The 26,002-nt window shown below is 30.2% G+C and carries 19 protein-coding genes; 8 read left to right on the forward strand and 11 right to left on the reverse strand.

The window, feature by feature from the left end:
• Window positions 1-28 precede the first annotated feature (28 nt).
• The 5 genes from JOP69_RS11215 to JOP69_RS11235 form a co-directional block, all read right to left on the reverse strand.
• The gene (locus tag JOP69_RS11215; protein ID WP_203392682.1) at window positions 29-682 is read right to left on the reverse strand and encodes a response regulator transcription factor; all 654 of its coding nucleotides are present in this window, start codon (window positions 680-682) and stop codon (window positions 29-31) included.
• Window positions 679-8,370, reverse strand: a complete 7,692-nt coding sequence (locus tag JOP69_RS11220) for a PAS domain-containing protein (RefSeq protein ID WP_203392683.1) — start codon at window positions 8,368-8,370, stop codon at window positions 679-681. The genes JOP69_RS11215 and JOP69_RS11220 overlap by 4 nt, the downstream gene beginning before the upstream one ends.
• Before the next feature lie 243 nt (window positions 8,371-8,613).
• Window positions 8,614-10,470 (reverse strand): glutamine--fructose-6-phosphate transaminase (isomerizing), encoded by a 1,857-nt coding sequence (gene glmS, locus JOP69_RS11225; RefSeq protein ID WP_203392684.1) that lies wholly within the window; start codon window positions 10,468-10,470, stop codon window positions 8,614-8,616.
• Window positions 10,471-10,500: 30 nt separating this feature from the next.
• Window positions 10,501-12,045 (reverse strand): DUF4270 family protein, encoded by a 1,545-nt coding sequence (locus JOP69_RS11230; protein ID WP_252191111.1) that lies wholly within the window; start codon window positions 12,043-12,045, stop codon window positions 10,501-10,503.
• A 45-nt stretch (window positions 12,046-12,090) separates the two neighbouring features.
• A complete protein-coding gene (locus JOP69_RS11235) occupies window positions 12,091-12,900 on the reverse strand; it encodes a glycogen/starch synthase (RefSeq protein ID WP_203392686.1) in 810 nt (269 codons plus the stop codon).
• A gap of 97 nt (window positions 12,901-12,997) precedes the next feature.
• Here JOP69_RS11235 and panC point away from each other — a divergent pair, with 97 nt between their 5' ends.
• Genes panC through JOP69_RS11250 form a run of 3 tightly spaced genes read left to right on the forward strand, consistent with a single transcriptional unit; the run spans window position 12,998 to window position 15,172 of the window.
• Window positions 12,998-13,846: a pantoate--beta-alanine ligase gene (gene panC, locus JOP69_RS11240; RefSeq protein WP_203392687.1), complete on the forward strand. Its 849-nt coding sequence runs from the start codon at window positions 12,998-13,000 to the stop codon at window positions 13,844-13,846.
• A 28-nt stretch (window positions 13,847-13,874) separates the two neighbouring features.
• On the forward strand, window positions 13,875-14,225 hold the full coding sequence (gene panD, locus JOP69_RS11245) for an aspartate 1-decarboxylase (protein ID WP_036825265.1): 351 nt from the start codon (window positions 13,875-13,877) through the stop codon (window positions 14,223-14,225).
• A complete protein-coding gene (locus tag JOP69_RS11250) occupies window positions 14,222-15,172 on the forward strand; it encodes a lysylphosphatidylglycerol synthase transmembrane domain-containing protein (RefSeq protein WP_203392901.1) in 951 nt (316 codons plus the stop codon). Before panD ends, JOP69_RS11250 begins: the two co-directional genes overlap by 4 nt.
• A gap of 55 nt (window positions 15,173-15,227) precedes the next feature.
• Here JOP69_RS11250 and JOP69_RS11255 read toward each other — a convergent pair whose 3' ends face one another.
• Window positions 15,228-16,142 carry an NAD(P)-dependent oxidoreductase gene (locus JOP69_RS11255; protein ID WP_203392688.1) on the reverse strand — a complete coding sequence of 305 codons (915 nt, stop codon included), beginning with the start codon at window positions 16,140-16,142 and terminating at the stop codon, window positions 15,228-15,230.
• A 762-nt stretch (window positions 16,143-16,904) separates the two neighbouring features.
• Between JOP69_RS11255 and radA the strand changes: the two genes are divergently transcribed.
• The gene (gene radA / locus JOP69_RS11260; protein WP_203392689.1) at window positions 16,905-18,266 is read left to right on the forward strand and encodes a DNA repair protein RadA; all 1,362 of its coding nucleotides are present in this window, start codon (window positions 16,905-16,907) and stop codon (window positions 18,264-18,266) included.
• An 86-nt stretch (window positions 18,267-18,352) separates the two neighbouring features.
• Here the strand turns inward: radA and JOP69_RS11265 are convergent, their stop codons facing one another.
• The 4 genes from JOP69_RS11265 to JOP69_RS18830 all read right to left on the reverse strand — a co-directional run bounded on the left by JOP69_RS11265 (window position 18,353) and on the right by JOP69_RS18830 (window position 21,777).
• A complete protein-coding gene (locus JOP69_RS11265) occupies window positions 18,353-18,913 on the reverse strand; it encodes a sugar O-acetyltransferase (protein WP_203392690.1) in 561 nt (186 codons plus the stop codon).
• 243 nt (window positions 18,914-19,156) lie between these two features.
• Window positions 19,157-20,161 (reverse strand): sugar kinase, encoded by a 1,005-nt coding sequence (locus JOP69_RS11270; RefSeq protein ID WP_203392691.1) that lies wholly within the window; start codon window positions 20,159-20,161, stop codon window positions 19,157-19,159.
• A 182-nt stretch (window positions 20,162-20,343) separates the two neighbouring features.
• Entirely contained in the window at window positions 20,344-21,090 is a 747-nt protein-coding gene (locus JOP69_RS11275; protein ID WP_203392692.1) for a uroporphyrinogen-III synthase, read from the reverse strand.
• A gap of 18 nt (window positions 21,091-21,108) precedes the next feature.
• Window positions 21,109-21,777: a DUF4271 domain-containing protein gene (locus JOP69_RS18830; RefSeq protein WP_368377883.1), complete on the reverse strand. Its 669-nt coding sequence runs from the start codon at window positions 21,775-21,777 to the stop codon at window positions 21,109-21,111.
• Between the two features lie 55 nt (window positions 21,778-21,832).
• Between JOP69_RS18830 and JOP69_RS11285 the strand changes: the two genes are divergently transcribed.
• From JOP69_RS11285 to JOP69_RS11300, 4 genes are all read left to right on the forward strand, one after another.
• The gene (locus tag JOP69_RS11285) at window positions 21,833-22,555 is read left to right on the forward strand and encodes a polyprenol monophosphomannose synthase (protein WP_203392694.1); all 723 of its coding nucleotides are present in this window, start codon (window positions 21,833-21,835) and stop codon (window positions 22,553-22,555) included.
• Window positions 22,556-22,562: 7 nt separating this feature from the next.
• Window positions 22,563-23,024 carry a GNAT family N-acetyltransferase gene (locus JOP69_RS11290; protein WP_203392695.1) on the forward strand — a complete coding sequence of 154 codons (462 nt, stop codon included), beginning with the start codon at window positions 22,563-22,565 and terminating at the stop codon, window positions 23,022-23,024.
• Between the two features lie 97 nt (window positions 23,025-23,121).
• Entirely contained in the window at window positions 23,122-24,462 is a 1,341-nt protein-coding gene (locus JOP69_RS11295; protein WP_203392696.1) for a dihydroorotase, read from the forward strand.
• Window position 24,463: 1 nt separating this feature from the next.
• A complete protein-coding gene (locus tag JOP69_RS11300; RefSeq protein ID WP_203392697.1) occupies window positions 24,464-24,925 on the forward strand; it encodes a DUF4296 domain-containing protein in 462 nt (153 codons plus the stop codon).
• Here JOP69_RS11300 and JOP69_RS11305 read toward each other — a convergent pair.
• Window positions 24,909-25,916 (reverse strand): NAD-dependent epimerase/dehydratase family protein, encoded by a 1,008-nt coding sequence (locus JOP69_RS11305; RefSeq protein ID WP_203392698.1) that lies wholly within the window; start codon window positions 25,914-25,916, stop codon window positions 24,909-24,911. The two genes, JOP69_RS11300 and JOP69_RS11305, sit on opposite strands and share 17 nt — an antisense overlap.
• Between the last annotated feature and the right edge of the window lie 86 nt (window positions 25,917-26,002).

Here is a 26,002-nt window from a genome sequence, read left to right on the forward strand (position 1 = left end):
ATCATTACATAAAAAGTATAAATAATTATTAAAGATTTAATGAAGTTAACCCTTCTTGAATAGCATATTTTGTTAATTCTGGAATGGTGTATAAATCTATTTTTTTCATTATGTTATTTCGGTGAACATCAACCGTTTTTGGACTTAAAAATAATATATCTCCTATTTGTTTGGAAGAATTACCTTCAGAAATTAATTGTAATACTTCTTTTTCTCTAGAGCTTAATTGTGCTTTTTCTATAGCTTTCTTCTCTTTAAGTACAGACAGAAACTCTTGATTAATCTCTTTAGATAAATATTTTTTACTTTGCATTACCGTATTAATCGCTATAATTAATTCATCTGCATCTCCATCTTTTAACAAATACCCAAAAGCACCAGCTTTAAACATACTTTGTATAAATTGCTTACTAGAATGCATAGAAAGGCCAATTATTTTTATATCCGGATTATTTTTATGAATTTGTTTTGTAGCTTCTATGCCATTTAAACCTGGCATTGCTACATCCATAACAATTACATTTGGCAACAGTTTAGAACATATTTTTATAGCTTCTCTACCATCAGAAGCCTCCCCAATTATATGCATATTAGATCTTTGCTCTATAATATTTCTTAAACCGTCTCGTAATAGTTTATGATCATCAACTAATATTATTTTAATTTCTTTTAAATAGCTCATTTAGATAAAGGTATAAAAATTTTAACAGTTGTACCAACATTTATTTTTGAATTTATCGCAAATTTTCCTTGTATGTTTCTAATTCGTTCTTTAACCGTAAACAAACCAAAGCCAGAACTAGAACTATTATAGAGACTATTTAAGATTGAAGTATCAAAACCAACACCATTATCTGTGATAAAAATATCTATTCCTCGTTTATTTTTATCAATCTCTAATGTTATTAAAGAAGCCTTGGCATATTTTATTGCATTGGTTAACACTTCTTGTATACTTCTAAACAATAAAATAGATTTTACTTCATTAAGTTCTAAACTATCTACATTACTATTAACAACACAAGTAATCTTATGGGTAGTTTCCGCATTATCAAATAACCAATTTAATGCATCAACAATACCTAATTGATATAAAACTGGAGGCGAAAGTTCATATGTAATTTTACGGCTATTTTCTAAAGCTTCAGAAATATGTGATTCTATAAAATTTAAATCTTCATCAATCAATTGTAGCTGTGGTCTTTTTTTTAGATCATTAATTTTCATTTTTGAAATAACTAAAGATTGACTTAAATGATCGTGTATGTTTGATGCTATTTCCTTTTTTTGTTTTTCTTCTATCAAGGTCATTTCCGTGGTCATTCTCTGAAGAGATGATTGGTATTCTTCTATTTCTTGCTTTGCCAACACCCACTGTGTAATATCTCTTGCAGATGACACAAAATGGCTAATCTCTTGCTCTTTATAAACAGGCGATGTTAAAAATTCTAACCAAATAAAATGACCTTTTTTATGAAGTACTCTGCAAGTAAAAGGAGTAGTAAATACGCCACTAATCACCCTTTCTTCCATAACATTAATTAGAGATTCAACATCATCCTTATGTACTATCCCAAAAACTTTTTCTCCTAAAAGTTCTTGTTGCTCATAACCTAATAGGTTTTTTATAGAAGGGCTTATATAGGTAAAGGTACTATCTGGTTCATGTAAAGTAATCAAGTCATTAGAATTGTCTGTCAATACTCTATACATCTCTTCTGCCTTTTCTATTTCTATTCTAATGCGTTTCTGTTCTGTAATATCCTGATTAGTGCCTGTAAAACTGATTAATTCTCCTGTTTCTCCATATTTAGGTTTACTAATACATCTAATCCATTTTTGCTCACCATTGCGAAGGGTAATTTTATGCTCGATATCAAATGCCTCTCCTAAAGGAATAGATTTAAACATCATTTCTAGATCATCTTTGTGTATTATCTTCGGTTCATTGAATAAATCGGGAACACCTTCCTTAGGATCGATACCATAAATATTAAACGTTTCGTCTGACCAATCCATCTCTAACGTTAAAGGGTTAAATGACCAACTTCCAATTTTCGCTAATTTCTGTGCTTCTTTTAATTTATTTAAGGATTCTCTTTTTGCCGATTCAGCATCTTTTATACTTTGAATACTTTGTATACTAAGCGGCACATTTTTATATTCTATTTTTGTTTGTGGAATAGGAATTGAAATTATTGCCGCAAATTCATTTCCTTTAAGTGTTTTGTAGTTTACTTCTGATGTAAATGTTTTCTCATTATGCCAAATGGATACTATAAAATCTACAAATACTTTATGTGCACCTTTACCAAAAGTGTTTTGAATTTTTCTCTCTAAAAACTCCTTTTCACTTTCTGCTTTAAACAATTCTAAAGTAGCTTTATTTACCTTGTTTATTATTATTTTATCTAAAATAGAAAATAACACCTCTGGGTGCTGCTCTAAATATATTTTTAAATTAGGTATTTTAAGTTTTCTAAGTTTTGCTAGCAGCTTAAAAATTTCACTTAAATCTCCGTTCCAAATAGAAACTGTAGCATTATCAAAGAGGTTTCTATATTTCTCTGAAATTATGAAGTTATTTTGTTCTATTCTTTTTTTAATAGTAATATCTTGATTTGTTCCTTTTAAACTAATCACTTCACCATTATCTCCAAAAATAGGTTTACAAATAGCTCTTATAATCTTTTCTTCGTTACCAGGAAGACAAATTCTAAATTCAATATCATACGGAATTCCTTTAGTGAGAACTAAGTCGGCTGCATTATTAAAATACGGCTGATCTTCTCTATGAATTCTATTTAGAAAAACATCTCTATCTGGCACCGGATTTCTATAATCAAACCCCAAAATACGAAACGTTTCATTAGACCACTTAGATTTTTCTGTTGCAAGATCAAACGTCCAATCTCCAACCTGTGCCAACGCTTGTGCTTCTTTTAACCTATTAATAGATTCCTTTTTTTCTAATTCAGCTTCTTTAAGACTTTGTATACTTTGTATACTCGCAGGTACTGTTTTTTGTTCTGCCAAAGTTTGCGGAATTGGAATTGAAAGTATTGCAGCAAATTCGTCTCCTTCTAGGGTTTTATAATTTACTTCTGATGTAAAAGTTTTCTCATGATTCCAAATAGCTTCTATAAGATTTTTAAAAACTTCCTCTGCTCCTAAACCAAAGGTATCTTGAAAACGAACTAAAAATTCTTTATAATTATTTGCTTTATATAATTTTAAAGTAGCTTCATTTACGCTATTTATTATCAATTTATCTAACAAAGAATAGGTTACCTCTGGGTGCTGTTCTAAATATATTTTAAAATTGGGTATCTCACGTTTTCTAAGTTCCTCTATTTGTTTAAATACCTGCGTAAAATCTTCATTCCAAATAGAAATAGTGGCATTATCAAAAAGTTTCCTATAATTAGCTTTTATCCTAAAGTTTTCTTCTTCTCTTTTTTTGCTCTCCGTAATATCCATGGTAACTCCAAAAACACCACTTTCATTTTTGTTTTCTAGGGCTACAATGTATAAGGTTCTTATTTCTCCAGATATCCATTTTATTCTAAACTCAAAAGGAACAAATACTTCATCTATTAACAGCGAGTTGATACCTTGCTCCATTTTATACAAATCTTCTGGCAATATTTTTCGATTTACATTTTCGTTAGAAGGATAAAAATTCTCTTTAGTTTCCCCAAAAATATTATACATTTCATCAGACCATTCTGCTTTGTCTGTTTTCATGTTCCAAGACCAATTACCAACATGACTTAATTTTTGTGCTTGATTTAATGCGTTATTTAATTCATATAACTCTTTACTTTGTTGGTCTAAGGTCTTTTGTTTTATTTTTTGCTCTGTAATATCTTGCATAACACCTCTTCTACCAACAATCTTATTTTGGCTATTGTAAACTGGCTGAACGACACTTCGCTCCCAAACTTCTTCATTTTTTTCATTGATAAATTTTAATTCAATATCACAAAAAAGTCCTTTTAATGAAACGTCTTTAATTGTTTCTTCTATCTTTTTTTGAGATTCTTTATCGTAAAATGATACAATTTTTTCTTGCGATGGAATTCCTTTTTTAGGATCTAATCCATACATAAGATATATATCGTCAGACCATATAAAAGCTTTCGTTTCAATATCATATTCCCAATATCCAATTTTAGCCATCTTACTAGCTTCATTCTTAGAAAATTCACTTTTTTCTAACAATTCTAATGAAGTCTGAATTTCTTGTTTAGAAAGCTCTAAAGCAAACTGAGCCTTTTTAGAAGCCGTAATATCCTGAAAAACACCTCTTCTTCCAATAACTTTTTTTTGTTTATTAAATATAGGCTGAACTATCATTCTACCCCAAATCTCTTCATTTCTTAGGTTATTTAATTTTATTTCAATATCATAAGGAATTCCATTTTTCTCTAGATTTATAGTTGCTCGTTTCATTTTTTTCTTAGATTCTTCATCTAAAAACTGCATAACATCCTTTAATCCTGGAACTGAGTTTTTGGAATCTAATCCAAAAATATAATATAGATAATCAGACCACAAAAAAGTATCCGTAGCATTATTATATTCTAAATAGCCAATTTTAGCTACTTTACTAATTTCATTTTTAGATTTTTCACTTAGTTCTAATAATTCTAAAGAAGTTTCAATTTTTTGTTTAGAAAGTTCTAAATCAAATTGTGCTTTTTTAGACTCTGTAATATCCTGAGTAATACCTCTTCTTCCTATAATTTCATTTTGCTGATTAAATATAGGTTGTGTTGCATTTCTAACCCAAACCTCCTCATTTCTTCTGTTAATTATTTTCAACTCAAGATCATAAGGAGTTCCCTTTAAATCGAGGTCTAGAGAGGCTTGTTTCATCAATTTTTTTGATGCATCATCAAAAAATGTCAAAATTTCCTCACGCGGTGGTACTGGCTGTTCTATATCTAACCCAAACATATGATATAAGTATTCAGACCAATGAAAAGTATCTGTAGCAATATCATATTCATGATACCCTATTTTAGCTATTTTACTAGCCTCATCCATAGCGTATTTTCTTTTCTCTAAAAGATCTAGAGAATTTTGAATATTTTTTTTAGATTCTTCTAATTCAAATTGTGCATTTTTAGATGCTGTAATATCTTGTAAAACCCCTCTTCTTCCTATAATTTCATTTTCATTATTATAATCGGGTTGAACTGCATTTCTAACCCATACTTCTTCATTATTTTTAGTGATAAATTTCAACTCAAGATCAAATGGGGTCCCATTTTCTATCAACTCTAACGTAGCTTGTGTATATATTTTTTTAGATTCATCATCAAAAATTGCTAGAACTTCATCACGAGATGGAATTCCTTGTTTTATATCAAATCTTAAAATATCATAAACATAATCAGACCATGTAAAAACACCTGTTTCGTTAACATATTCTTGATATCCTATTTTAGCTATTTCACTTGCTTTACGCAAAGAGTATTCCTTTTTCTCTAAAAGTTTTAAAGTGGTTTCTATCTTTTCTTTAGAAAGCTCTAATTCTAATTGTGCTTTTTTAGAAGCTGTAATATTATGTAAAACACCTCTTTTACCAACAATTTCATTTTGTTCGTTATAGATGGCTTGTGCCACATTACGCACCCAAATTTGTTCACCCTTTAGGTTGATACATTTCAACTCAATATCATAAGAAACACCTTTTAATGTTAGGTTTAGCGTAGCTTTTGCCAACTTTTCTTGAGATTCTTTTGTAAACGTTTCTATAATTGCTTCTTGCGCCGGAATTCCTTTTTCTGGATTTGAACCAAACAAACGATGCACATACTCAGACCATACAACAGTACCCTTTATAGTATCATGCTCCCAATACCCAATTTTGGCTACCTTACTAGCCTCATCCATAGAGTATTTCCTTCTTTCTAACAGCTCTAAAGAGGTTTGAATATTATTTTTAGAAAGTTCTAACTCTAGTTGTGCATTTTTAGAGGCTGTAATATTGTGCACCACACCTCTTCTTCCAACAATTTCATTTTGTTCATTATAAATAAGCTGAACTGCATTTCGTACCCAAACATCTTCGTTTTTATTATTAATTAACCTTAACTCAATATCATAAGGAATACCCTTTAAATCTATATCTAACGTAGCTTGTGCTAACTTCTTTTGAGATTCTTTATCATAAAAAGCTACCATTTCTTTTCGTGAAGGAATATTATCTTTAAGATTAAAACCATAAACTTCATAAACATAATCAGACCAAGTAAAAGTATCCGTGGCAATATCATATTCCCAATATCCAATTTTAGCTATTCTACTAGATTCTTTTAAAGCGAAATCTCTTTTTTCTAAAAGGTTTAGAGAATTTTGAATCTTTGTTTTGGACGATTCTAATTCTAATTGTGCATTTTTCCAATCTGTAATATTCTGTAGAACACCTCTTCTTCCTATAATTTCATTTTGTTCGTTATATACGGCTTCGCCAACATAACGTACCCAAACTACTCCTCTTTCTAGGTTACATTTTAACTCAATATCACAGGGAGTGCCTTTCGTAGTAATATCTAAAACCGCTTGTTGTACCTTTTGTAGAGATTCTTTATCTAAAATTTTTGCAGTTGCCTCTTGTGTTGGAATTTCATCTTTTGGATCTAATCCATAAATACGATAAACATAATCCGACCATACATAAGTATCCGTAGCAATATCATATTCCCAATACCCAATTTTAGCCATTTTACTAGACTGGCTTAAAGAATAATCTTTTTTTTCTAAAAGGTTTAGAGAGGTTTGAATATTTTGCTTAGACTGTTCTAATGCTAGTTGTGCATTTTTCCATTCTGTAATATTCTGTAAAACACCTTTTCTACCAATAATATTTTTATGTTCATTGTAGACTGTTTCAGCAACATACCTAACCCAAACCTCTTCTTTTTTTAAATTAATACACCTCAACTCAATATCACAAGCAATGCCTTGTGTATTTAGCAGAGTAATAGCTTTGTTTAGCTTTGTTACAGATTCTTTATCAAAAATAGATATAATATCTTTTATAGATGGCACTCCATCTTTAGGATCTAAACCGTAAATATCATAAACATAATCAGACCAAACATACGTATCAGTATCAATATTATATTCTTGATACCCTATTTTAGCTATTTTACTAGATTCACTTAAAGAATGTTCCTTTATTTCTAGTAGTTCTAAAGAGGTTTCAAGTTTTTTCTTTGCTAAAACTCTTTGAGTAATATCTCTAGCAGTGCTTACAAAATAGCTAATTTCTTTTCCTGTATACACGGCAGATGATAAAAATTCTAACCAAATATAATGTCCATCTTTATGACGAACTCTAAAAGGAATTGGTTCTGTAGCAATGCCTTTACTAAATAACTTTTTATGCAATGTATCTTTTAGAGTCTGTACATCATCCTTATGAACAATACTAAAAATAAATTTACCAATAAACTCCGATTGCTCATAACCCAATAGCTTTTTTATAGCAGGACTTATATATCTAAAGGAGCTATCTGGCTCTTGTAAAAATATTAAATCTCTAGAGTAATCTGTTAAAATTCGATAGATCTCTGCAGTATCTTTAACCTCTTTTTCTGCAGATTCAAACTTCTGTTTATAAGTTAGAGGCTTAAACACATCTTTTATTTTAAAAAGATGTGATAACGGCTCGCTTGAATCAAAATATTTTAAATATAAATAGAAAATTATGCTGTAAAAAAGAGTGAAAAAACCTTTAGAAATTAACCCCGATAATATCATGCTATTTAAGTTATCAGATCCCCAAAATGCAATAATTAAAAAAAATATAGTATCAAAACTTATTACGAGCAGCATGGTTATAAAAATTTGCAAGAATAAGAATCTTATGTATCTGGCTATAAATTCAAAAATTATTATAATTAACAAGGTATCTATAAGCAATGTTACTGCGCCAGTAAGAAAAACCCAACTTCGGCTATCAAAAAGATTAGTTAATACGCTAAATGGTTTGTCTGCTGATATTTCAGTTAAATTCCAACCAAATAATTTTAAAAATATAGTTACTAATACGTTTATAATTAGCAAAGTGTAGATTACTTTTTTTGTTTCGCTTGCATCTTCTTTTATATATACAATTAGTAAAGCAAAAACAGTTACCGTAAATAAAATGGACGAACCTGGTGATACAAAAAAATCATTGGTAATCGAAACATAGATAGAGCTCGATATAAATACCTGCAAAAATTGGATCAATCCCAAACATGCTAATAATAAACCAATTCCTAACTTTTTTCGAAATTGAAATAATACTAATACTATAAAAGCAATTAAAGTACCTTGCGTAAACAAGATGGCTATCTGACTATAATTCATAGTTTTATGATTAATTAGATATCGTTTTTAAATTAGCCTCTCAGCAGATTTATATATCATATTAAATATTTTAAAGACCAAGATAAGTATAATTTTTTTTTTATTTTCTCAATATAGAACACTGATATTTAGTTAATCACAAAAAACAAGTATTATAAACTTGATGCTTATGTTAAAAAAGCTATTTTATAAAACAAAAAACCCGGCTATAAGCCAGGTTTTTTATTTTATAAAATATAATTATTATTCTACGGTAACAGATTTTGCCAAATTTCTTGGTTGATCTACATTTTTACCTAACATTACTGCAATATGGTAAGACAATAATTGAAAAGGAATGGTAGTTAATAGCGGTGTTAATGCTTCTTCCGTTTCAGGAATTTCAATAACATGATCTGCTATATCTCTAACTTGTGTATCTCCTTCTGTAACTATTGCAATAATTTTACCAGCTCTAGATTTTATTTCTTGAATATTACTCACTACTTTTTCGTAATGACCTTTATTAGTTGCAATCACAAAAATTGGCATATTCTCATCAATTAAAGCAATTGGACCATGCTTCATTTCTGCCGCAGGATATCCTTCTGCATGAATGTAAGAAATTTCTTTTAATTTTAAAGCACCTTCTAAAGCTACTGGAAAGTTAAAACCTCTACCTAAGTACAAACAATTTTTTGCATCTTTATATACAGCAGCAATTTCCTTCACTTTTTCATCAATCTTTAAAAGCGCTTCTATTTTTGCCGGAATTAATTGCATTTTTTGTAAAAACTCTCTAAGTTCAGATTTAGAAATCTCTCCTTTTTTAGAGGCTAATTTTAACGCAATTAGAGTTAAAACTGTAATTTGTGTTGTAAAAGCTTTTGTAGAAGCTACACCTATTTCTGGACCTGCATGTGTATATGCTCCTGCATCTGTTTCTCTAGCAATAGAAGAACCCACAACATTACAAATACCAAATACAAAAGCTCCTTTAGATTTTGCCAACTTAATTGCAGCAAGAGTATCTGCTGTTTCTCCAGATTGAGAAATAGCAATTACTACATCTTTAGACGAAATAATAGGGTTTCTATATCTAAATTCTGAAGCATATTCTACTTCAACAGGGATACGGGCTTTGTCTTCAATAAGATATTCACCCACCAAACCTGCATGCCAAGAAGTACCACAAGCAACTATAATGATTCTCTCTGCATTTAAAAACCTATTCATGTGGTTATCTATACCAGACATTTTAATAAGTCCTTCATTAGGTAACATTCTACCTCTATATGTATCTATAATAGCTTTAGGTTGTTCATGAATTTCTTTTAACATGAAATGATCATAACCTCCTTTTTCTATTTGATCTAAACTCAGTTTTAATTTCTGAATATTAGTATCAACCATAGTGTCGTCTATAATCTTACGAACTTTTATATCTTTACCAATTTTAATAACAGCTAATTCTTCATCCTCTAAATAAATAGCATCCTTTGTATATTCTATAAAAGGAGATGCATCAGAAGCAACAAAAAATTCACTATTGTCTTTTCCTACTCCAATTGCAATAGGACTTCCTAAACGAGCAATAACTAACTCGTTTGGTTTTGTTTTATCAAAAACAGCAATAGCATAAGCACCTACAACATTTGTTAATGCTAATTGAACTGCTTGCCCTAACTTACAGCCTTCGTTCTTTTTTACTTCTTCTATAAGATTTATTAAAACCTCTGTATCTGTATCACTTTTAAAAGTATAACCTCTAGATATTAGCTCTTTCTTTAAAGTATCGTAGTTTTCAATAATACCGTTATGTACTATAACAAGTTCACCAGATTGAGAAACATGTGGATGAGAGTTTACATCATTAGGTACACCATGTGTTGCCCAGCGTGTATGACCAATTCCTATATTTCCTTTTTTTCTTTTTTCGTCATTATCGGTTATCGCTTCTAAATCAGAAACCTTTCCTTTCGTTTTAGAAAGATGTATTTCTTTTCCGTCATACATCATAATCCCAGAACTATCATACCCTCTGTATTCTAATCTTTTAAGACCATTTATAACAATAGGGTAAGCATCTCTAAAACCTATATAGCCAGTTATTCCACACATAACAATTCTTTTTTTAGTAGTTCGTTCTTGTTAATTCGTTTTTTTCTCTGAATAAGAAATCTTTAACTCTGCCTTTTTACCATTTAAAGCATCTTGATTAAAAAGGGTAACTGCTTTTGGATTCCAATTATAATTCTTAAAAACAGTATCTGTAACTGTTAATAAATCTGTAGCGTTAATTACTTTAAGTCTTAAAGTAGGAGAATAGTCTGTTTCTCCGCTTAAAATATCTGAAAGATAGTCTGTAATTCTAAAGGTATATTTCTCTTTCTTTCCTTTACTATCTCTTTCTAATAACCCTCCAAAAACAAACGCTCCTTCTGAATAAACATCTTTTATTTGACTATAAACAGGGTTTACATCTTCATTACTCTTATACAAAAATAATTGGTATGGTACAGCTGTAGTATCTGCAGATTGATTAATATATAAAGTTAAGGAAGCATCGTTTATCAATAGATTTCTTGCTCTTAATTCTTCAATTTCGTCTGCTATTCCGTTGCCATCTGTATCTGCACCAAAAAGGTTTATTTTAGCTTCAGTTCCTGCAGTACCTTGCAGTGTAATTTTATCTGCAGGATACACTTTATCTTCCATCTTATAAGATGCACTTCTTATACCAGATAAAGAAAAAGAATCATTTTTTCTAAAAGTTTTAATTGTATCGTTTGTTGCAGTTTCAAATACAGTATTTGTATAATAAATTTCTATTGATGGTTTAATAGCTCCCTCAAAGTTAAAAGAAATTAAGGAACCTTTATTTCCTGTAGCTTCTAAAATAACTCCTCTAAAATAATTATTAAAAGCATCTTGAGTGTCAAAATGTGAAGATTCATATTGATCTAAAAATAAGTTTTTAATTTCAGTCTCTTTTAAAGGCACAACTGCAAAAGGAAGTGATAAAGTAGAAGTTGTAGAACTTGAATAGGTAATTGTATCTTTATCAGCTAGTATTCCATTACTTGTCCATCTATTAACTACAAGAGTATCTCTTAAAGATGGTATAAATTGATAGTTATCAGTTATATTTAACTCACTACCTTTTGGATCAAAAACATCATTAGAATTATAACTATTGTTTTTAGAAGCATCTTTAGGGTTTAACCTACTTAAATATGTGCTAGTTTGATAAACATTTAAGTTAAATGCTTTTGATTGGTCTCCAATTATAGAGTCTAATTCGTAAGCATCTCCATCGTCATTTAGAGTTACTTGGTAAGGTAGTTTTAAAAAAACCGTATCTATAGATGTAACAATATGAGTAGTACTTGTAGCGTACTTTGCAATTGTATCAGAATTCATTACTTCTAAATTAGAAGTAATTGCTAATTGCGAAACAATAGAAGCCTCTATATTTTTATAATCATCACTTGCGTAAACACCTAATAAATATTGCCCTGGTTTATTAGAAATATTATCTGAAATAACATTTTTAATATAACTATTCTCTATTGTAATTCCTTTAACCGTTAAAGTATTTACATCAAATTTTGTGTTCTCTACTAAACTTGAATCAATATCATTAAAATCTTTTTCACAAGAAATAACAGCTGTAAACACGAATACTAAAGCCACAATAAATGTACTTTTCTCAAAAAATCTCCTCACTTTATAAAATAATTAATTAGCTGAAATTAAATCAGCATAAAAATTTAAATAACTTTCCTTTAAATCCTCAGATTGATATTCTAAAACTGGAATATCTTTACTTTCTATAAAAGAAGCCAATTCTTCTGAAATTTCCTCACTACCATGTATAATTGCATCAGAATTCTCTATGGCACTTTTTAAAATATTTGTAAAGTTTGGTGTTTTAATTGTTGCTATTTTTTCATCACAGATGTTATCAAACTTCACTTTATCTGCTAAAGATTCATCTAATTCTCCTTCAAAAGGATTATTATACAAAGAAGTAATAACCTTACTCTCTGTAAACAAGGGTTCTTCTTTGTAAAACTCCTTCAAATAAAGAGGTAATAGAGAAGCCATCCATCCATGAACATGAATAATATCTGGTGCCCAGTTTAATTTTTTTACAGTTTCTATAACTCCTTTTGCAAAGAAAATAGCGCGCTCATCATTGTCTTCAAACAACTCATCATCTTCATCTGTAAAAACGGCTTTTCGTTTAAAATATTCTTCATTATCTATAAAATAAACTTGCATTCTTTCTTTAGGAATAGAAGCAACTTTTATAATTAATGGCATATCCATATCATTAACTACTAGATTCATACCAGATAAACGAATTACTTCGTGTAGCTGATGTCTTCGCTCGTTAATTACGCCATATCTTGGCATGAAAATTCTTGTTTGTACTCCTTTAGAATGTGCATTTTTTGCAACATTAAAGGCTGTTGATGATAATTCTGTTTCAGGTAAGTATGGCACTACTTCAGATGAAACAAATAATATTCTCTTGTCCTTCATTAAATCAAACTCTTTTATAAGAAGCGCAAAAATACAAATTATTATGCTAATATCGTGTTAAATTGGTAAGTTTGCAGACTTTACTTAATATTTAAGGATGAAAATATTTAATACGAAACAAGAAATAAAAGATTATTTAACGTCTAAAAAAGAGGAAAATAAAACCATCGGTTTTGTACCAACTATGGGTGCATTACATGAAGGTCATTTATCTTTGATTAAAAAAGCGATCAAAAAAAACGACCTCGTTGTGGTCAGTATTTTTATAAATCCTACGCAGTTTGACAACCCCGAAGATTTAGTTAAATACCCAAAAACAATAGAAAACGACACCAAATTACTAGAAAGTGTTTCTTGTGATGTGTTATTTCTTCCGTCTGTAAAAGAAATTTATGCAGAAAACATCGCCTCAGAAAAATTTGACTTTGATGGTTTAGAGCATCAAATGGAAGGAAAATTTAGAAACGGTCATTTTGATGGTGTTGGTACCATTGTAAAAACCCTTTTCGAAATTGTAACACCCAACAGATCCTATTTTGGTCAAAAAGATTTTCAACAATTACAGATCATCAAAAAAATGGTAAAAAAGAATAGACTTCCTGTAAAAATTAAAGGATGTCCTATTTTTAGAGAAAAAGATGGTTTAGCAATGAGTTCTAGAAACACAAGGCTAACTACAGAGCATAGAAACGCAGCTCCTTTTATTTACAAAACGCTTAAAACAGCTCGTAAGAAATTTGGCACAGAAAATGCAGTTAAAGTAACTGAATGGGTAGAAAATCAATTTAAAAAACATCCTTTTTTAGAATTAGAATACTTTACTATTGCTGATGAAAAAACATTAGAAACCATAAAAAACAAGGAATCTAATAAAAAATACCGCGCTTTTATTGCAGTATTTGCAGGAGAAATAAGATTGATAGACAACATTCGTTTAAAGCATTAGTAATCAAAAAAAACAGTATTTTTGCCCCATGTTAGTACAAGTTGTAAAATCAAAAATCCACCGAGTAAAAGTTACAGGTGCAGATTTAAATTATATAGGAAGCATAACCATTGATGAAGATTTAATGGATGCAGCCAATATTATTGAAGGCGAACGCGTTCAAATCGTAAACAATAATAATGGAGAACGTTTAGAAACGTATGCAATTCCCGGACCTCGTGGAAGTGGAGAAATCACCTTAAACGGAGCTGCAGCAAGAAAAGTTGCTGTAAATGATGTATTAATCCTTATTGTTTATGGATTCATGGATTTTGAAGAAGCAAAAAACTTTAAACCCTCTTTAGTTTTCCCTAACGAAAAAGACAATACACTTACATAGATTTGAATATTAAAAAAATATTAAAAACTATACTACCTCTCATTTTGGGAGGTTTTTTAGTATGGTACTCGCTTTCTAAAATTTCTTTAGACGTCTTAATTGGTTATTTTAAAGAAGCTCATTATAGTTGGATTTTCTTAGGATTGTTCTTTGGTGTTTTAAGTCACCTTTCTAGAGCTTACAGGTGGAAATTTATGCTAGAACCAATCGGATTTAAACCAAAATACACAAACAGTGTTTTAGCCGTTCTAGTAGGATATCTAGTAAACCTTGCACTGCCCAGAGCCGGAGAAGTTTCTAGAGCTTTAGTGCTAACAAATTACGAAGACGTTCCTTTTGAAAAAGGATTCGGAACCATTGTAGCAGAAAGAATAGCCGATTTAATTATGATGTTATCCATTATATTAATCACACTTTTTGTGCAGTTCGATTTTATTTATGATCTCTTAGTTAAAAACTTCAATCCAACAAAAATCATTATTGGTTTAGCTGTTTTATTAATTGGTTTTTACATTCTAACATCCTTTGTAAAAAAGGCAAAATCAGGTTTTTTATTAAAAATAAAAACATTTATTACAGGTTTAGGAGAAGGTGTTACCAGCATCTTTAAGATGAAAAATAAATGGGCATTTATCTTTCATACAGTTTTTATCTGGGCAATGTATGTTTGTATGTTTTGGGCAACAATACCTGCAATTGATGGATTAGACATTCCTTTTGGCGGAATTTTAATCGGTTTTATTGCTGGCGGATTTTCTATTGCCGCAACAAATGGCGGAATTGGCTTGTACCCAATTGCTGTTGCTGGTGCTTTGGCTTTGTTTGATATTCCTACAGAACCTGCAACCGCTTTTGGTTGGATTATGTGGACCGCACAAACAGCAATGATTATCGTTTTTGGTGGTTTAGCTTTTTTACTTTTACCAATTTACAATAAAAATAAATAGTTTTAAAACGCTTCAACAAGAAGCGTTTTAAAGACATTAAAAACCCTAACTATCCCTATTCTTCTTTAAAATAGTTAGTTACGTTTTCTATTACTTTATCACTTAATCTAACAAATGCTTGTTGAGTTCTACCACTAGAAACTTCAAAACAATTTACGTTTGGCTGGGTTAGTAATTCTTGGTCACCTAAAGCACCCAAAGAATCACAATACACAACATTGTTGTCTGTTTTTATCCAATTATTAAAAGACTTCTCATTCCAGGCAGGAGATAACCCAATGTTAAACAATATTTTGTGATTTCCGAATTTTAAAAACTCCTTTTCATGCAATAAAACCGTGTTTTTATTTAAAGCAGCAATTACAACCTCATTTCTTTCCATTAGTTTATCTAATGATAAAAAATCATATCCTTTTTCTTTTGCATCTTGCTTTTCACTTCTAGCAAAATAAGTAATATCCGCACCAAAAAAATTAAGTCCATCTGCAACCATACCACCTAATTTACCTAAACCAATAATCCCTACTTTTAAACCAGTAATTTCTCTAGGAACACCACTCCAAGCCTCCCTTGGTTTACCATTTAAAGTAGTACCAAAACCATGTAAACATCTTACCAATTCGCTAATTACATATTCCACAACCCCCTCGTCACCATAATCACGCACACCAGTTACTATAATTCCGCGAGAATTTGCATAATTAATATCTACATTCGCACTCTCTGGAGTGTACAAAGAGCAGCACATACCTATATATTTTATGTTTGGGCAACGTTCTAAAATTTCTTTTGTTAATGTTGTTGTATAACTTAAAAAAACACCATCTGCATCACCAATACGTTTTACAATTTCATCATCACTAGTTGGTTTATCTATGTGCAACACCATATTTTCTGTAAAAGATTTTAATTTTAAATTAGCTGCATCTACTAATCCCAAAGGCTCTATTCCCACAATTTTTTTAAACATAACGTACTTTATTTACGGTTCTAAATGATAAGACACCAACTTAAGAAATATCATTTATATGAACTAATTTTTCAACTTAACTTTATACCGTTATTAAGAATAATTAATATTTGGGCGCTCCCTAAAAAGGTCGCGCTTTACACTGTATCTTTTTGCTGAAAAAGCAAAAAGGATGCCGTTTCAATCGCTAACGCAACTGTTTGCTCGCATTTAGAGAATCTTCAGAATAAGTTTTTTCTTTAAGAAATACTATCTTTAGGAAAAAGCAATTTTATGAACAATCAGGATAAAAGAAAAGCTTTAGCAAAATAGATTTTAGAAACAGATGAAAATGTTCTAAACGAAGTAGAAGCTGTTTATAATGTGTATTCTAAAAATAAAGAAATTTTAGATAAAAGAATAAAATTTCACAAAGAAAACCCTACAGCAGGTAGAAATTGGAATGAAGTAAAAACTGAATTATCATTAAAATATAGCGTATAAAATCGTCATTAAACCTGAAGCAGAACAAGAACTTTTAGAAGTTTTAGCTTGGTATGAAACCAAAACAGAAAACTTAAGTGTTGAATTATATTTACAAAAAAGTTTCGGTATGAAATTCACTATACTTTAGAAAAAAATACGATTTACATTCACGCTATTCTTCATACAAGTCGAGAATTACCCAAATAGAAGCCATTATATTACACTAAAAACATCTTAAAAGTCACAAGATAACGTTGTAACTTTGTTTCTCTAAAACTTTGTAACTTCTTAAAAAAAATGGCCAAAACCAAAACAACTTTTTTCTGTCAGAATTGCGGAACCCAACATGCAAAATGGGTAGGACAATGTGGTGCTTGTAAAGAATGGAATACCATTGTAGAAGAAGTAATACAAAAAGAAGAAAAACGAGTTTGGAAACAATCTACAACTGCAAAACAAACCATAAACAAACCCTTAAAAGTTGCTGACATTCAGTTAAACCCAGAAGAAAGAATCGTTACCAATAATAACGAGTTAGACACTGTATTAGGTGGCGGATTGGTAAAAGGTTCGGTAACACTTTTAGGTGGTGAACCAGGAATTGGAAAATCGACTTTATTATTGCAAGTTGCTTTAAATATCAAACAAAAAGTATTGTATGTTTCTGGTGAGGAAAGTCAGTCTCAGATAAAAATGAGAGCAGAAAGACTAGAAGCTAACAACTCTAATTGCTTAATTCTTACAGAAACGAACACACAAAACATCTTCAAAAACATTGAAGAAACAGAACCCGATGTTTTGGTTATAGATTCTATACAAACATTACACACAACTTCTATAGAAGCTTCTCCTGGTACAATTTCTCAAATTAGAGAAACTGCTGCCGAATTGATAAAATACGCTAAGGAAACTGCAACTCCGGTTTTATTAATTGGACACATTAACAAAGACGGAAACATTGCTGGACCAAAAATTTTAGAACACATGGTAGATGTTGTTTTACAATTTGAAGGAGACAGAAATCATACCTATAGAATTTTAAGATCTCAAAAAAACAGATTTGGCTCTACCTCAGAATTAGGTATTTACGAAATGCTTTCCACTGGATTAAGAGAAATATCTAATCCGTCTGAAATTTTAATTTCTAAAAAGGATGCAGATTTAAGCGGAACTGCAATTGCGTCTACCTTAGAAGGAATTAGACCTTTAATGATAGAAGTACAAGCGTTGGTTTCTACAGCTGTTTACGGAACACCTCAGCGTTCTACAACCGGTTATAATTTAAAACGTTTAAACATGATTCTAGCAGTTCTAGAAAAAAGAGCTGGTTTTAAATTAGGTGCAAAAGATGTCTTTTTAAATATTACCGGAGGCATAAATGTAGACGATCCTGCAATAGATTTAGCAGTTGTGGCTGCCATTTTATCTTCTAACCAAGATGTTGCCATAAACCCAAATGTTTGTTTTGCTGCAGAAGTTGGTTTGGCAGGAGAAATAAGACCGGTTTCTAAAATAGACCAAAGAATTACCGAAGCAGAAAAATTAGGATATAAAACGTTAGTAGCTTCTAAATACAATAAGATTTCTTCTAAAAACCACGGAATTCGTTTGGTTTTAGTTGGTAAGATTGAAGAAGCTTTTGCTACTTTGTTTGCGTAGTTTTTATTTTATCATCCATAAAAAGACCATTCAGGTTTTAGAAACCTGAAGAGTCTGAATATTTTACTTCTAAAAAAACAAATTATCTAGATTTCAAGTTTCCGAATTACTTTACAAGGATTTCCTGCGGCAAAAACATCTGCAGGTATATTTTTAGTAACTACACTTCCTGCTCCAATTACGGTTCTGTCTCCAATATGTACACCAGGACAAACTACCGTACTTCCTCCAAGCCAAACATCTTCTCCTATAAGTATTGGTTTTGCTAATTCGAGTCCGGAGGCTCTTTCTTTATGGTTTACAGGGTGTGTTGCTGTGTATAATTGCACATTTGGACCAATTAATGTTCTGGAGCCAATTTTAACAGGCATAACATCTAAAACCACGCAATTAAAATTAAAATACACATTGTCTCCTGTAATTATATTGTAGCCATAATCGCAATAAAATGGGGTTTGTATAAAAAGGTTTTTACCTTTATTTGGAACTAATTTATTTAAAATAATCTTTTTTGTTTCCGCTTTATCTTCGGGTAAATCATTTAGCTCTTTTAACAATAATCTTGCCTCTAAACGTTCTTTAATCAGTTCAAGATCTGAAGCGTCATACAATTGGCCAGAGAGCATTTTTTGTTTTTCAGTATTCATTTATTAATTCTATTTGTTTAAAGTTACCAAGATCATTTATTTTCTATAAACTAATTGTAAAAAAAGACCCTTCAAACTTTAAAAGCCCAAAAGACCTAACAATATTTTACATCTAATGAAGAACAAAATTCAATTAATGCTATTTGTTTGCAAACAAGCTTAGCCCTGATTGCAGTGACATCCTTTTTGTTTTTTACAAAAAGATATAACGGAAAGCAGGAAATAGCTTCTAAAAATAAAAAACTATCTCTTTATTTTACCAGATGTATTTCCGCCCATTAAACTAGTAACATTTTCTACAGAAACCATATTTACGTCCCCCAAAACGGTATGTTTTAAAGCACAAGCAGCTGTTGCGAAATTTAAGGCATCCATATCATTATCGTAGTGTAACAAACCATAAATAATACCAGAAGCAAAGGCATCTCCAGTACCAACACGATCTATAACGTGTGTAATATCTAACTTATCTGCCTTTATAAACTCTTTACCGTTCCACATTTTACCTTGTATTTCTTGATGAGAAGCGCTAATAGATTTTCTAGTTTTTCCAATAACTTTTTCTATTCTTGGATATTTTTCCATTAACAATTTAGCAGATGCACTAAAACCACCACCTAATTCTCCAAGACCAAAAATTTCATAAATACCACGATTACTACTAAGAACAATGTCTGTATTTTTCACCAATTCTGGCATTACTTCTTGCATGGTTTTACCATATTTCCACATATTTTGACGTGAATTGATGTCACCAGAAACCTTAACCCCCATTCTATTGGCTGTTTTAATAGCTTCTAAACAACATAGTGCAGCACCTTCTGAAATGGCTGGCGTAATCCCTGTCCAATGAAACCAGTCTGCTCCTTCTAGCACTTCTTCCCAATTAACCATATGCGGCTGAATTAAAGAAAAAGCAGATCCTTCTCTTTCATAAATTACTTCACTTGATCTATGTACTGCCCCTTTTTCTAAAAAATAGATACCTAACATATTATCACCATAAATAACATTTTTGGTACCTAACCAATGTTTTCTTAAAAATTGAGTAGCCGCTTTACCAAGTGCATTATCTGGAAAACGTGTTACATGAGCTGCATCCATACCCAAATAACCACATGATATTGCTACATTAGCTTCTCCACCTCCATAGACTAAATCGAATGAAGTTGCTTGAGAAAACATGGTATATCCTGGTGGTGATAAACGCATCATTACTTCACCAAATGTTATCAATTTTTTAGCCATATTATTAAATTTTCTATTTATTATATAATCTGATTGAAGGTATCTAAAAAATACCAAACCCACAATAAAATTGGGTTTCAAAACCGAATAAATATAATCTATATAAATCAAAAAAACCGAACAGAAATGTTCGGTTTTTTATTGATTTTGTAATAATTATTCTAAAGCTAGATTAAAATTACTTATTTCTTATTTGCTACTTTAATGTAATTATCTAATGCCATTGTCATAGAAGGTGTTTCTGGTGAAGGTGCTGTTATATCGCACTTTAAACCTGCTTCTGTAGCTGCTTTAACTGTAGAATTTCCAAATACAGCAATTCTAGTATCTTTTTGTTGAAATTCTGGAAAATTCTTAAATAAAGAGTCTATTCCAGATGGGCTAAAAAACACCAAAACGTCATAGACAACATTTTCTAAATCAGATAAATCACTAACTACAGTTCTATATAAATCTAATCGTTTCCAATTGATTCCTAACTTATCTAATTCTTCAGGAATTAAAGGTTTTAGTTTATCTGAACTTGGCAATAAGAACTTTTCCGTTTTATGCTTCTTAATTAATTTTGTTAAATCAAGAAAAGACCTAGTACCAACATAAATTTTACGTTTTCTGTACACTACATATTTTTGCAAGTAATAAGCTACAGCCTCAGACTGACAAAAGTATTTCATTGCATCTGGCACTTTAAAACGCATTTCTTCTGCAATTCTAAAGAAATGATCTACAGCATTTCTACTTGTTAAAATAATAGCTGTAAAATTATGTAAATCTACTTTTTCTCCTCTTACTTCTTTAACAGATATACCTTCTACATGAATAAAAGGTCTAAAATCTATCTTTACTTTTTGTTTATCAGACAGGTCAAAATAAGGGGAAGTTTCTGTCTTTGGTTCTGGTTGCGATACTAAAATCGTTTTCACTTTCATATGCTTTCTTTTTTGTAGTTAAAACAGCAATCTAAACAGTATAAATAGCGGCGCTATTTCGAAGGCGCAAAGGTACAAAATAAAATAAAACAACTCACTAAAAATCAGCTTTTTATTACTTACGGCATGGAATATAAAACGAATTAAAAATAATACCATTGAAAAATAAAGTAAAAAACGAATATCTAATTGAGAATATTCTTCTAAAACAATAGCTATCAGTAGGAAAAATGAAATAGAATACAAATATATAGACTTAGAAACTAAAAAGAATTCTACCTTTTTAGTTATCATAAATACATTAGAAAGTATAAGTTCTAACAACCTTTTAATAAGAAAATAAGAAAAAACTACACCTAAAATATTTAAAAAAGTATAAAATCCTTGAACCGCCGAAGAATTATAATGCAAATAAATTTTATAAGTAAACAAAGAAAGTACTGATATCGAAAAAACAAAAATTACATTTTTAAAAGAGTTAAAAAAAGAAGTATTCTCTTCCATTTCAGTTTCAATAAAATTATTATTTAGTAAAGAATAAATACTACCTTTTAATCTTACAACACTCAATCCTCTTAATAGAAAAATACAGGCATACAAACATACCAATAAAATGGTAATCCAACTGTCATCAATTATAACTCTATCTATTGCCTGCACGTATTTTTGTTTTGATAAGATTAACACAAAATTAGTAATTAAATAATGTATATTTGTCTACTTACCATATGAAATTTTATTTATGTCAGATGTGTTAGTCATTATACCTACTTATAATGAAAAAGAGAACATAGAAGTTATCATTAGAGCTACCTTTAACCAAGAAAAAGAATTTCATATTTTGGTGGTTGATGATGATTCTCCTGATGGAACCTCCGAAATTGTAGAGAAATTGATTTCAGAATTTCCAAATCGACTTTTTTTAGAAAAAAGATTGGGTAAAAACGGTTTAGGAACAGCATACATTCATGGTTTTAAATGGGCCATTTCTAAAAAGTATGATTACATCATAGAAATGGATGCAGATTTTTCTCACAATCCAAAAGATTTAATTCGCCTATATAACGCCTGTAAAAAAGATGGTGGTGATGTTTCTGTAGGTTCTAGATATGTAAATAATCAAGTAAACGTTGTTAATTGGGACATGAAAAGATTGTTACTTTCTTATTTTGCTTCAAAATATGTACGTTTTATAACTAGAATTCCGCTGTTTGATACCACTGCCGGTTTTGTTTGTTGGAAAAGAGAAGTATTAGAAAAAATACACTTAGACAAAATAAAGTTTATAGGATATGCTTTTCAGATAGAAATGAAATTTAAAGCATGGAAACATGGTTTTAAAATTAAAGAAGTATCAGTCGTTTTTACAGATAGAACTTTAGGAACCTCTAAGATGAGTGGAAATATAATTTCTGAAGCTTTATTTGGAGTGATAAAAATGAAGTTAAAAGGCTTGCCTAAATAGTTTTTCCATGAATGAAATTTCTATTAGAACTGCTAATCTTGAAGACTTAAAAATATTATTAGAGTTTGAACAAGGAGTTATAACAGCAGAAAGACCTTTGGACCCTTTTTTGGGTGACGGAGAGTTATTTTATTACAATATTCCTGAATTAATTTCTAATAAAAACATTCATTTCATTGTTGCCGTTGCTAATAATGAAATCATTGCTTCTGGTTACCTTAGAATAGAAAACTCTAAACATTATCATAAAAACCCAAAACATGGTTATATTGGTTTTATATTTGTAAAACCATCTTTTAGAGGAAACCGAGTTAGTACTTTAATTTTAGAATCCTTAAAAAGGTGGGCAACGAAAAAAGAGTTAAAAGAATTAAGGTTAGATGTTTATGTTGGAAATTCTGGAGCTACAAAATCTTATGAACGCTTTGGTTTTATAAAGAGTTTGGTAAACATGAGAATGGACATATAAAAAACTTTTAGTAGTTAGAAATAGTAAAAAAATAAAAAAAATACACTTTATAACTTTGCAAAAACCATTAGGTCTTTGCGGTTAAACAATTATAAAAATGGCAAAATCTACTTTAATAAAAAATGCAACTATCGTTAATGAAAACAAAACCTTTAAAGGAGATGTTTTAATTGAAAACGAAATTATAAAGGAAGTCGCTAAAGATATAAAAGCAACTAAAAATGTTGTGGTTATTGATGCTGAAGGTAAATATTTAATTCCTGGCTTTATAGATGACCAAGTTCATTTTAGAGAGCCTGGTTTAACTCACAAAGCAAATATTGCAACAGAAAGTAGAGCTGCCGTTGCTGGTGGAATAACTACTTTTATAGAAATGCCAAACACCGTACCACAAGCTACCACACAAGATTTATTAGAAGATAAATTTAAAATTGCAGCCAACGATTCTTACGCAAACTATTCTTTTATGTTTGGTGGTACCAACGATAATTTAGAAGAATTATTAAAAACAGATCCTAAAAAAGTAGCCGGAATTAAATTATTCTTGGGTTCTTCTACAGGAAATATGTTGGTTGATAACGAAGAAATTCTAGAAAAAATATTTTCATCAACAAAAATGATTATTTCTGTGCATTGTGAAGATGAAGCTACGATTAGAAAAAATACACAAGAATTTATAGACAAATATGGTGATGATATTCCTGTAAAATACCATCCAATTATTAGAAGTGAGGAGGCTTGTTATTTATCATCTTCTAAAGCAATTGAATTGGCAAAGAAAACGGGTGCAAGATTGCATATTTTTCATGTATCAACAGCTAAAGAAACCAAACTTTTTAGAAATGATATTCCGTTAGAAGAAAAACAAATTACCGCAGAAGTTTGTGTGCATCATTTATGGTTTTCAGATAAAGATTACGCAGATAAAGGAACACATATTAAATGGAATCCGGCAGTAAAAACAGAAAAAGACAGACTTGGCTTATGGGAAGCATTACTAGACGACAGAATTGATGTTTTAGCAACAGACCATGCGCCTCATACTTTAGAAGAAAAAACAAATGTGTATACAAAAGCTCCAAGTGGAGGACCTTTAGTGCAACATGCAGTTATTGCACTTTTAGAAAAAGTAAAAGAAGGTGTTATTCCTATTGAAAAATTAGTTGAAAAAATGAGCCATAATCCCGCTAAATTATTCCAAATTAAAAAACGTGGCTTTATAAAAGAAGGATATTTTGCAGATATCGTTTTAATTGACACCAACAAACCACAAACAGTTTCTAAAGATAATATCCTTTATAAATGTGGATGGTCTCCTTTTGAAGGCACTACTTTTTCATCAACAATTTCTCATACTTTTGTAAATGGAAATTTAATTTATAATGAAGGTGTGTTTAATGATGATATTAAAGGTAAACGCTTAACTTTTAATCGTTAATATGAAAAAATTAAGTTATTTATTGATTCTTACTTTCTTGGTTTCTTGCACAAGTAACACCATTTTTAAAAAACCAGAAGACCTCATTCCTAGAGATACCATGACGCTATTGCTTGGAGATATGATGATTGCTTCTTCTGCGAAATATGTAAAAAACATAAACGAGCAAAAGAAGATTAATTACATGCCTTTTATTTATGAGAAATATAAAATTGATAGCCTTCGTTTTCAAAAAAGTAATTTCTACTATATTTCAAAAATAGACTTATATGAAGAAATATTTACTGATGTTAAAAAGAACCTAGTAAAACAAAAAGATTTTTATAGTAACTTAAGCAAGCAAAAAGATTCTATTAGAAGAGATTCTATAAAATCTTCTTTAAAACTGAAAGAAATAGACACTTTAGAAATAACTAAACAAGATTTAGAGCCTAGTAAAAAGATGCTTAAAAAGAAGAATTAACATATTTTTCGCATACCTTTTTAATTACAACATCAATTTTTTCAAACTGAAAAGACAAACTTCTTTCAATTTTTTCTGCTGAATATTTAGAAATTGAATGTGCACTTCTGGCTGAATATTTACTTAATAAAGGCTCTCTTCCTGTAACTAAAGATAATAACCGAGAAATCCTCCAAGAAACAGCCGTTTGCCAAGGCTTTATTTTTATAAAAGGTCTTTTTTTACCAAAAGCATCTGCCATAGAATAAAAAACATCTTTAAAAGATTTATTTTCTGATACTAAAATAAAACGTTCATTTTTAATACTAGAATCCGTCAATTTTATCATTACTTCCACAACATCTTTCACTCCAACAAAACCAGTAATTCCTTCTGTATAATATTTGAATCCGTTATACATCTTAGAAAATAATTTACCTGAACCAGCTGTAAAAAAACCACTCCCTAAAATAACACCAGGGTTTACAATAACCACATCTACTCCTTCTTGGCTCGCCCGCCAAACCTCCATTTCTGCACCAAACTTGGTAATTGAGTACCCACTATTATCCGTTTCGGGGTTCCACTCATTTTCTTCGTTAATAAGGCTTCCGTTAAGAGAATCTCCCACAGAAGCAATAGAGCCTACAAAACAAATTTTACTAACTTTTGCATCAATAGAAAGATTTACAACATTAGCTGTACCATAAATATTAGTTTTTCTCATTTGCCTATAATCTTTCGGATTAAAAGAAACTAGCGCAGCACAGTGATACACTTTATTAATGCCCATAAAAGCAGGTATCATTGCTGGAACCTCTGTAATATCTGCCTTAAACCATTCTATTTTAGAAATTAGAGTAACATCGTCCGAATAAAAAGAAAAAACTTTCTCAACCAATTTTATTTTTTCTTCAGAACGGTAAATAGCACGTATTTTTTCATCATTCTTAACTAAATGATACAACAAATGTGCGCCTACTAAACCTGTTCCTCCGGTAACTAAAATCATACGGCGAATTTATGATTTTTTCATTGATAAGTTTATCTTTGCACAATGAAAATAGCAAATGATTAATTGCTAAAAGATGTCAGATT

Origin of the sequence: Polaribacter sp. Q13 (genome assembly GCF_016858305.2) — a bacterium.
Taxonomy (GTDB): domain Bacteria; phylum Bacteroidota; class Bacteroidia; order Flavobacteriales; family Flavobacteriaceae; genus Polaribacter.

What these genes read in the sequence shown, in the direction of transcription:
- JOP69_RS11215 (WP_203392682.1), bottom strand. Translation starts at nt 682, where the DNA reads ATGAGCTATTTAAAAGAAATTAAAATAATATTAGTTGATGATCATAAA.
- JOP69_RS11220 (WP_203392683.1), bottom strand. Translation starts at nt 8,370, where the DNA reads ATGAATTATAGTCAGATAGCCATCTTGTTTACGCAAGGTACTTTAATT.
- glmS (WP_203392684.1), bottom strand. Translation starts at nt 10,470, where the DNA reads ATGTGTGGAATAACTGGCTATATAGGTTTTAGAGATGCTTACCCTATT.
- JOP69_RS11235 (WP_203392686.1), bottom strand. Translation starts at nt 12,900, where the DNA reads ATGAAGGACAAGAGAATATTATTTGTTTCATCTGAAGTAGTGCCATAC.
- panC (WP_203392687.1), top strand. Translation starts at nt 12,998, where the DNA reads ATGAAAATATTTAATACGAAACAAGAAATAAAAGATTATTTAACGTCT.
- panD (WP_036825265.1), top strand. Translation starts at nt 13,875, where the DNA reads ATGTTAGTACAAGTTGTAAAATCAAAAATCCACCGAGTAAAAGTTACA.
- JOP69_RS11255 (WP_203392688.1), bottom strand. Translation starts at nt 16,142, where the DNA reads ATGTTTAAAAAAATTGTGGGAATAGAGCCTTTGGGATTAGTAGATGCA.
- radA (WP_203392689.1), top strand. Translation starts at nt 16,905, where the DNA reads ATGGCCAAAACCAAAACAACTTTTTTCTGTCAGAATTGCGGAACCCAA.
- JOP69_RS11265 (WP_203392690.1), bottom strand. Translation starts at nt 18,913, where the DNA reads ATGAATACTGAAAAACAAAAAATGCTCTCTGGCCAATTGTATGACGCT.
- JOP69_RS11270 (WP_203392691.1), bottom strand. Translation starts at nt 20,161, where the DNA reads ATGGCTAAAAAATTGATAACATTTGGTGAAGTAATGATGCGTTTATCA.
- JOP69_RS11275 (WP_203392692.1), bottom strand. Translation starts at nt 21,090, where the DNA reads ATGAAAGTGAAAACGATTTTAGTATCGCAACCAGAACCAAAGACAGAA.
- JOP69_RS11285 (WP_203392694.1), top strand. Translation starts at nt 21,833, where the DNA reads ATGTCAGATGTGTTAGTCATTATACCTACTTATAATGAAAAAGAGAAC.
- JOP69_RS11290 (WP_203392695.1), top strand. Translation starts at nt 22,563, where the DNA reads ATGAATGAAATTTCTATTAGAACTGCTAATCTTGAAGACTTAAAAATA.
- JOP69_RS11295 (WP_203392696.1), top strand. Translation starts at nt 23,122, where the DNA reads ATGGCAAAATCTACTTTAATAAAAAATGCAACTATCGTTAATGAAAAC.
- JOP69_RS11300 (WP_203392697.1), top strand. Translation starts at nt 24,464, where the DNA reads ATGAAAAAATTAAGTTATTTATTGATTCTTACTTTCTTGGTTTCTTGC.
- JOP69_RS11305 (WP_203392698.1), bottom strand. Translation starts at nt 25,916, where the DNA reads ATGATTTTAGTTACCGGAGGAACAGGTTTAGTAGGCGCACATTTGTTG.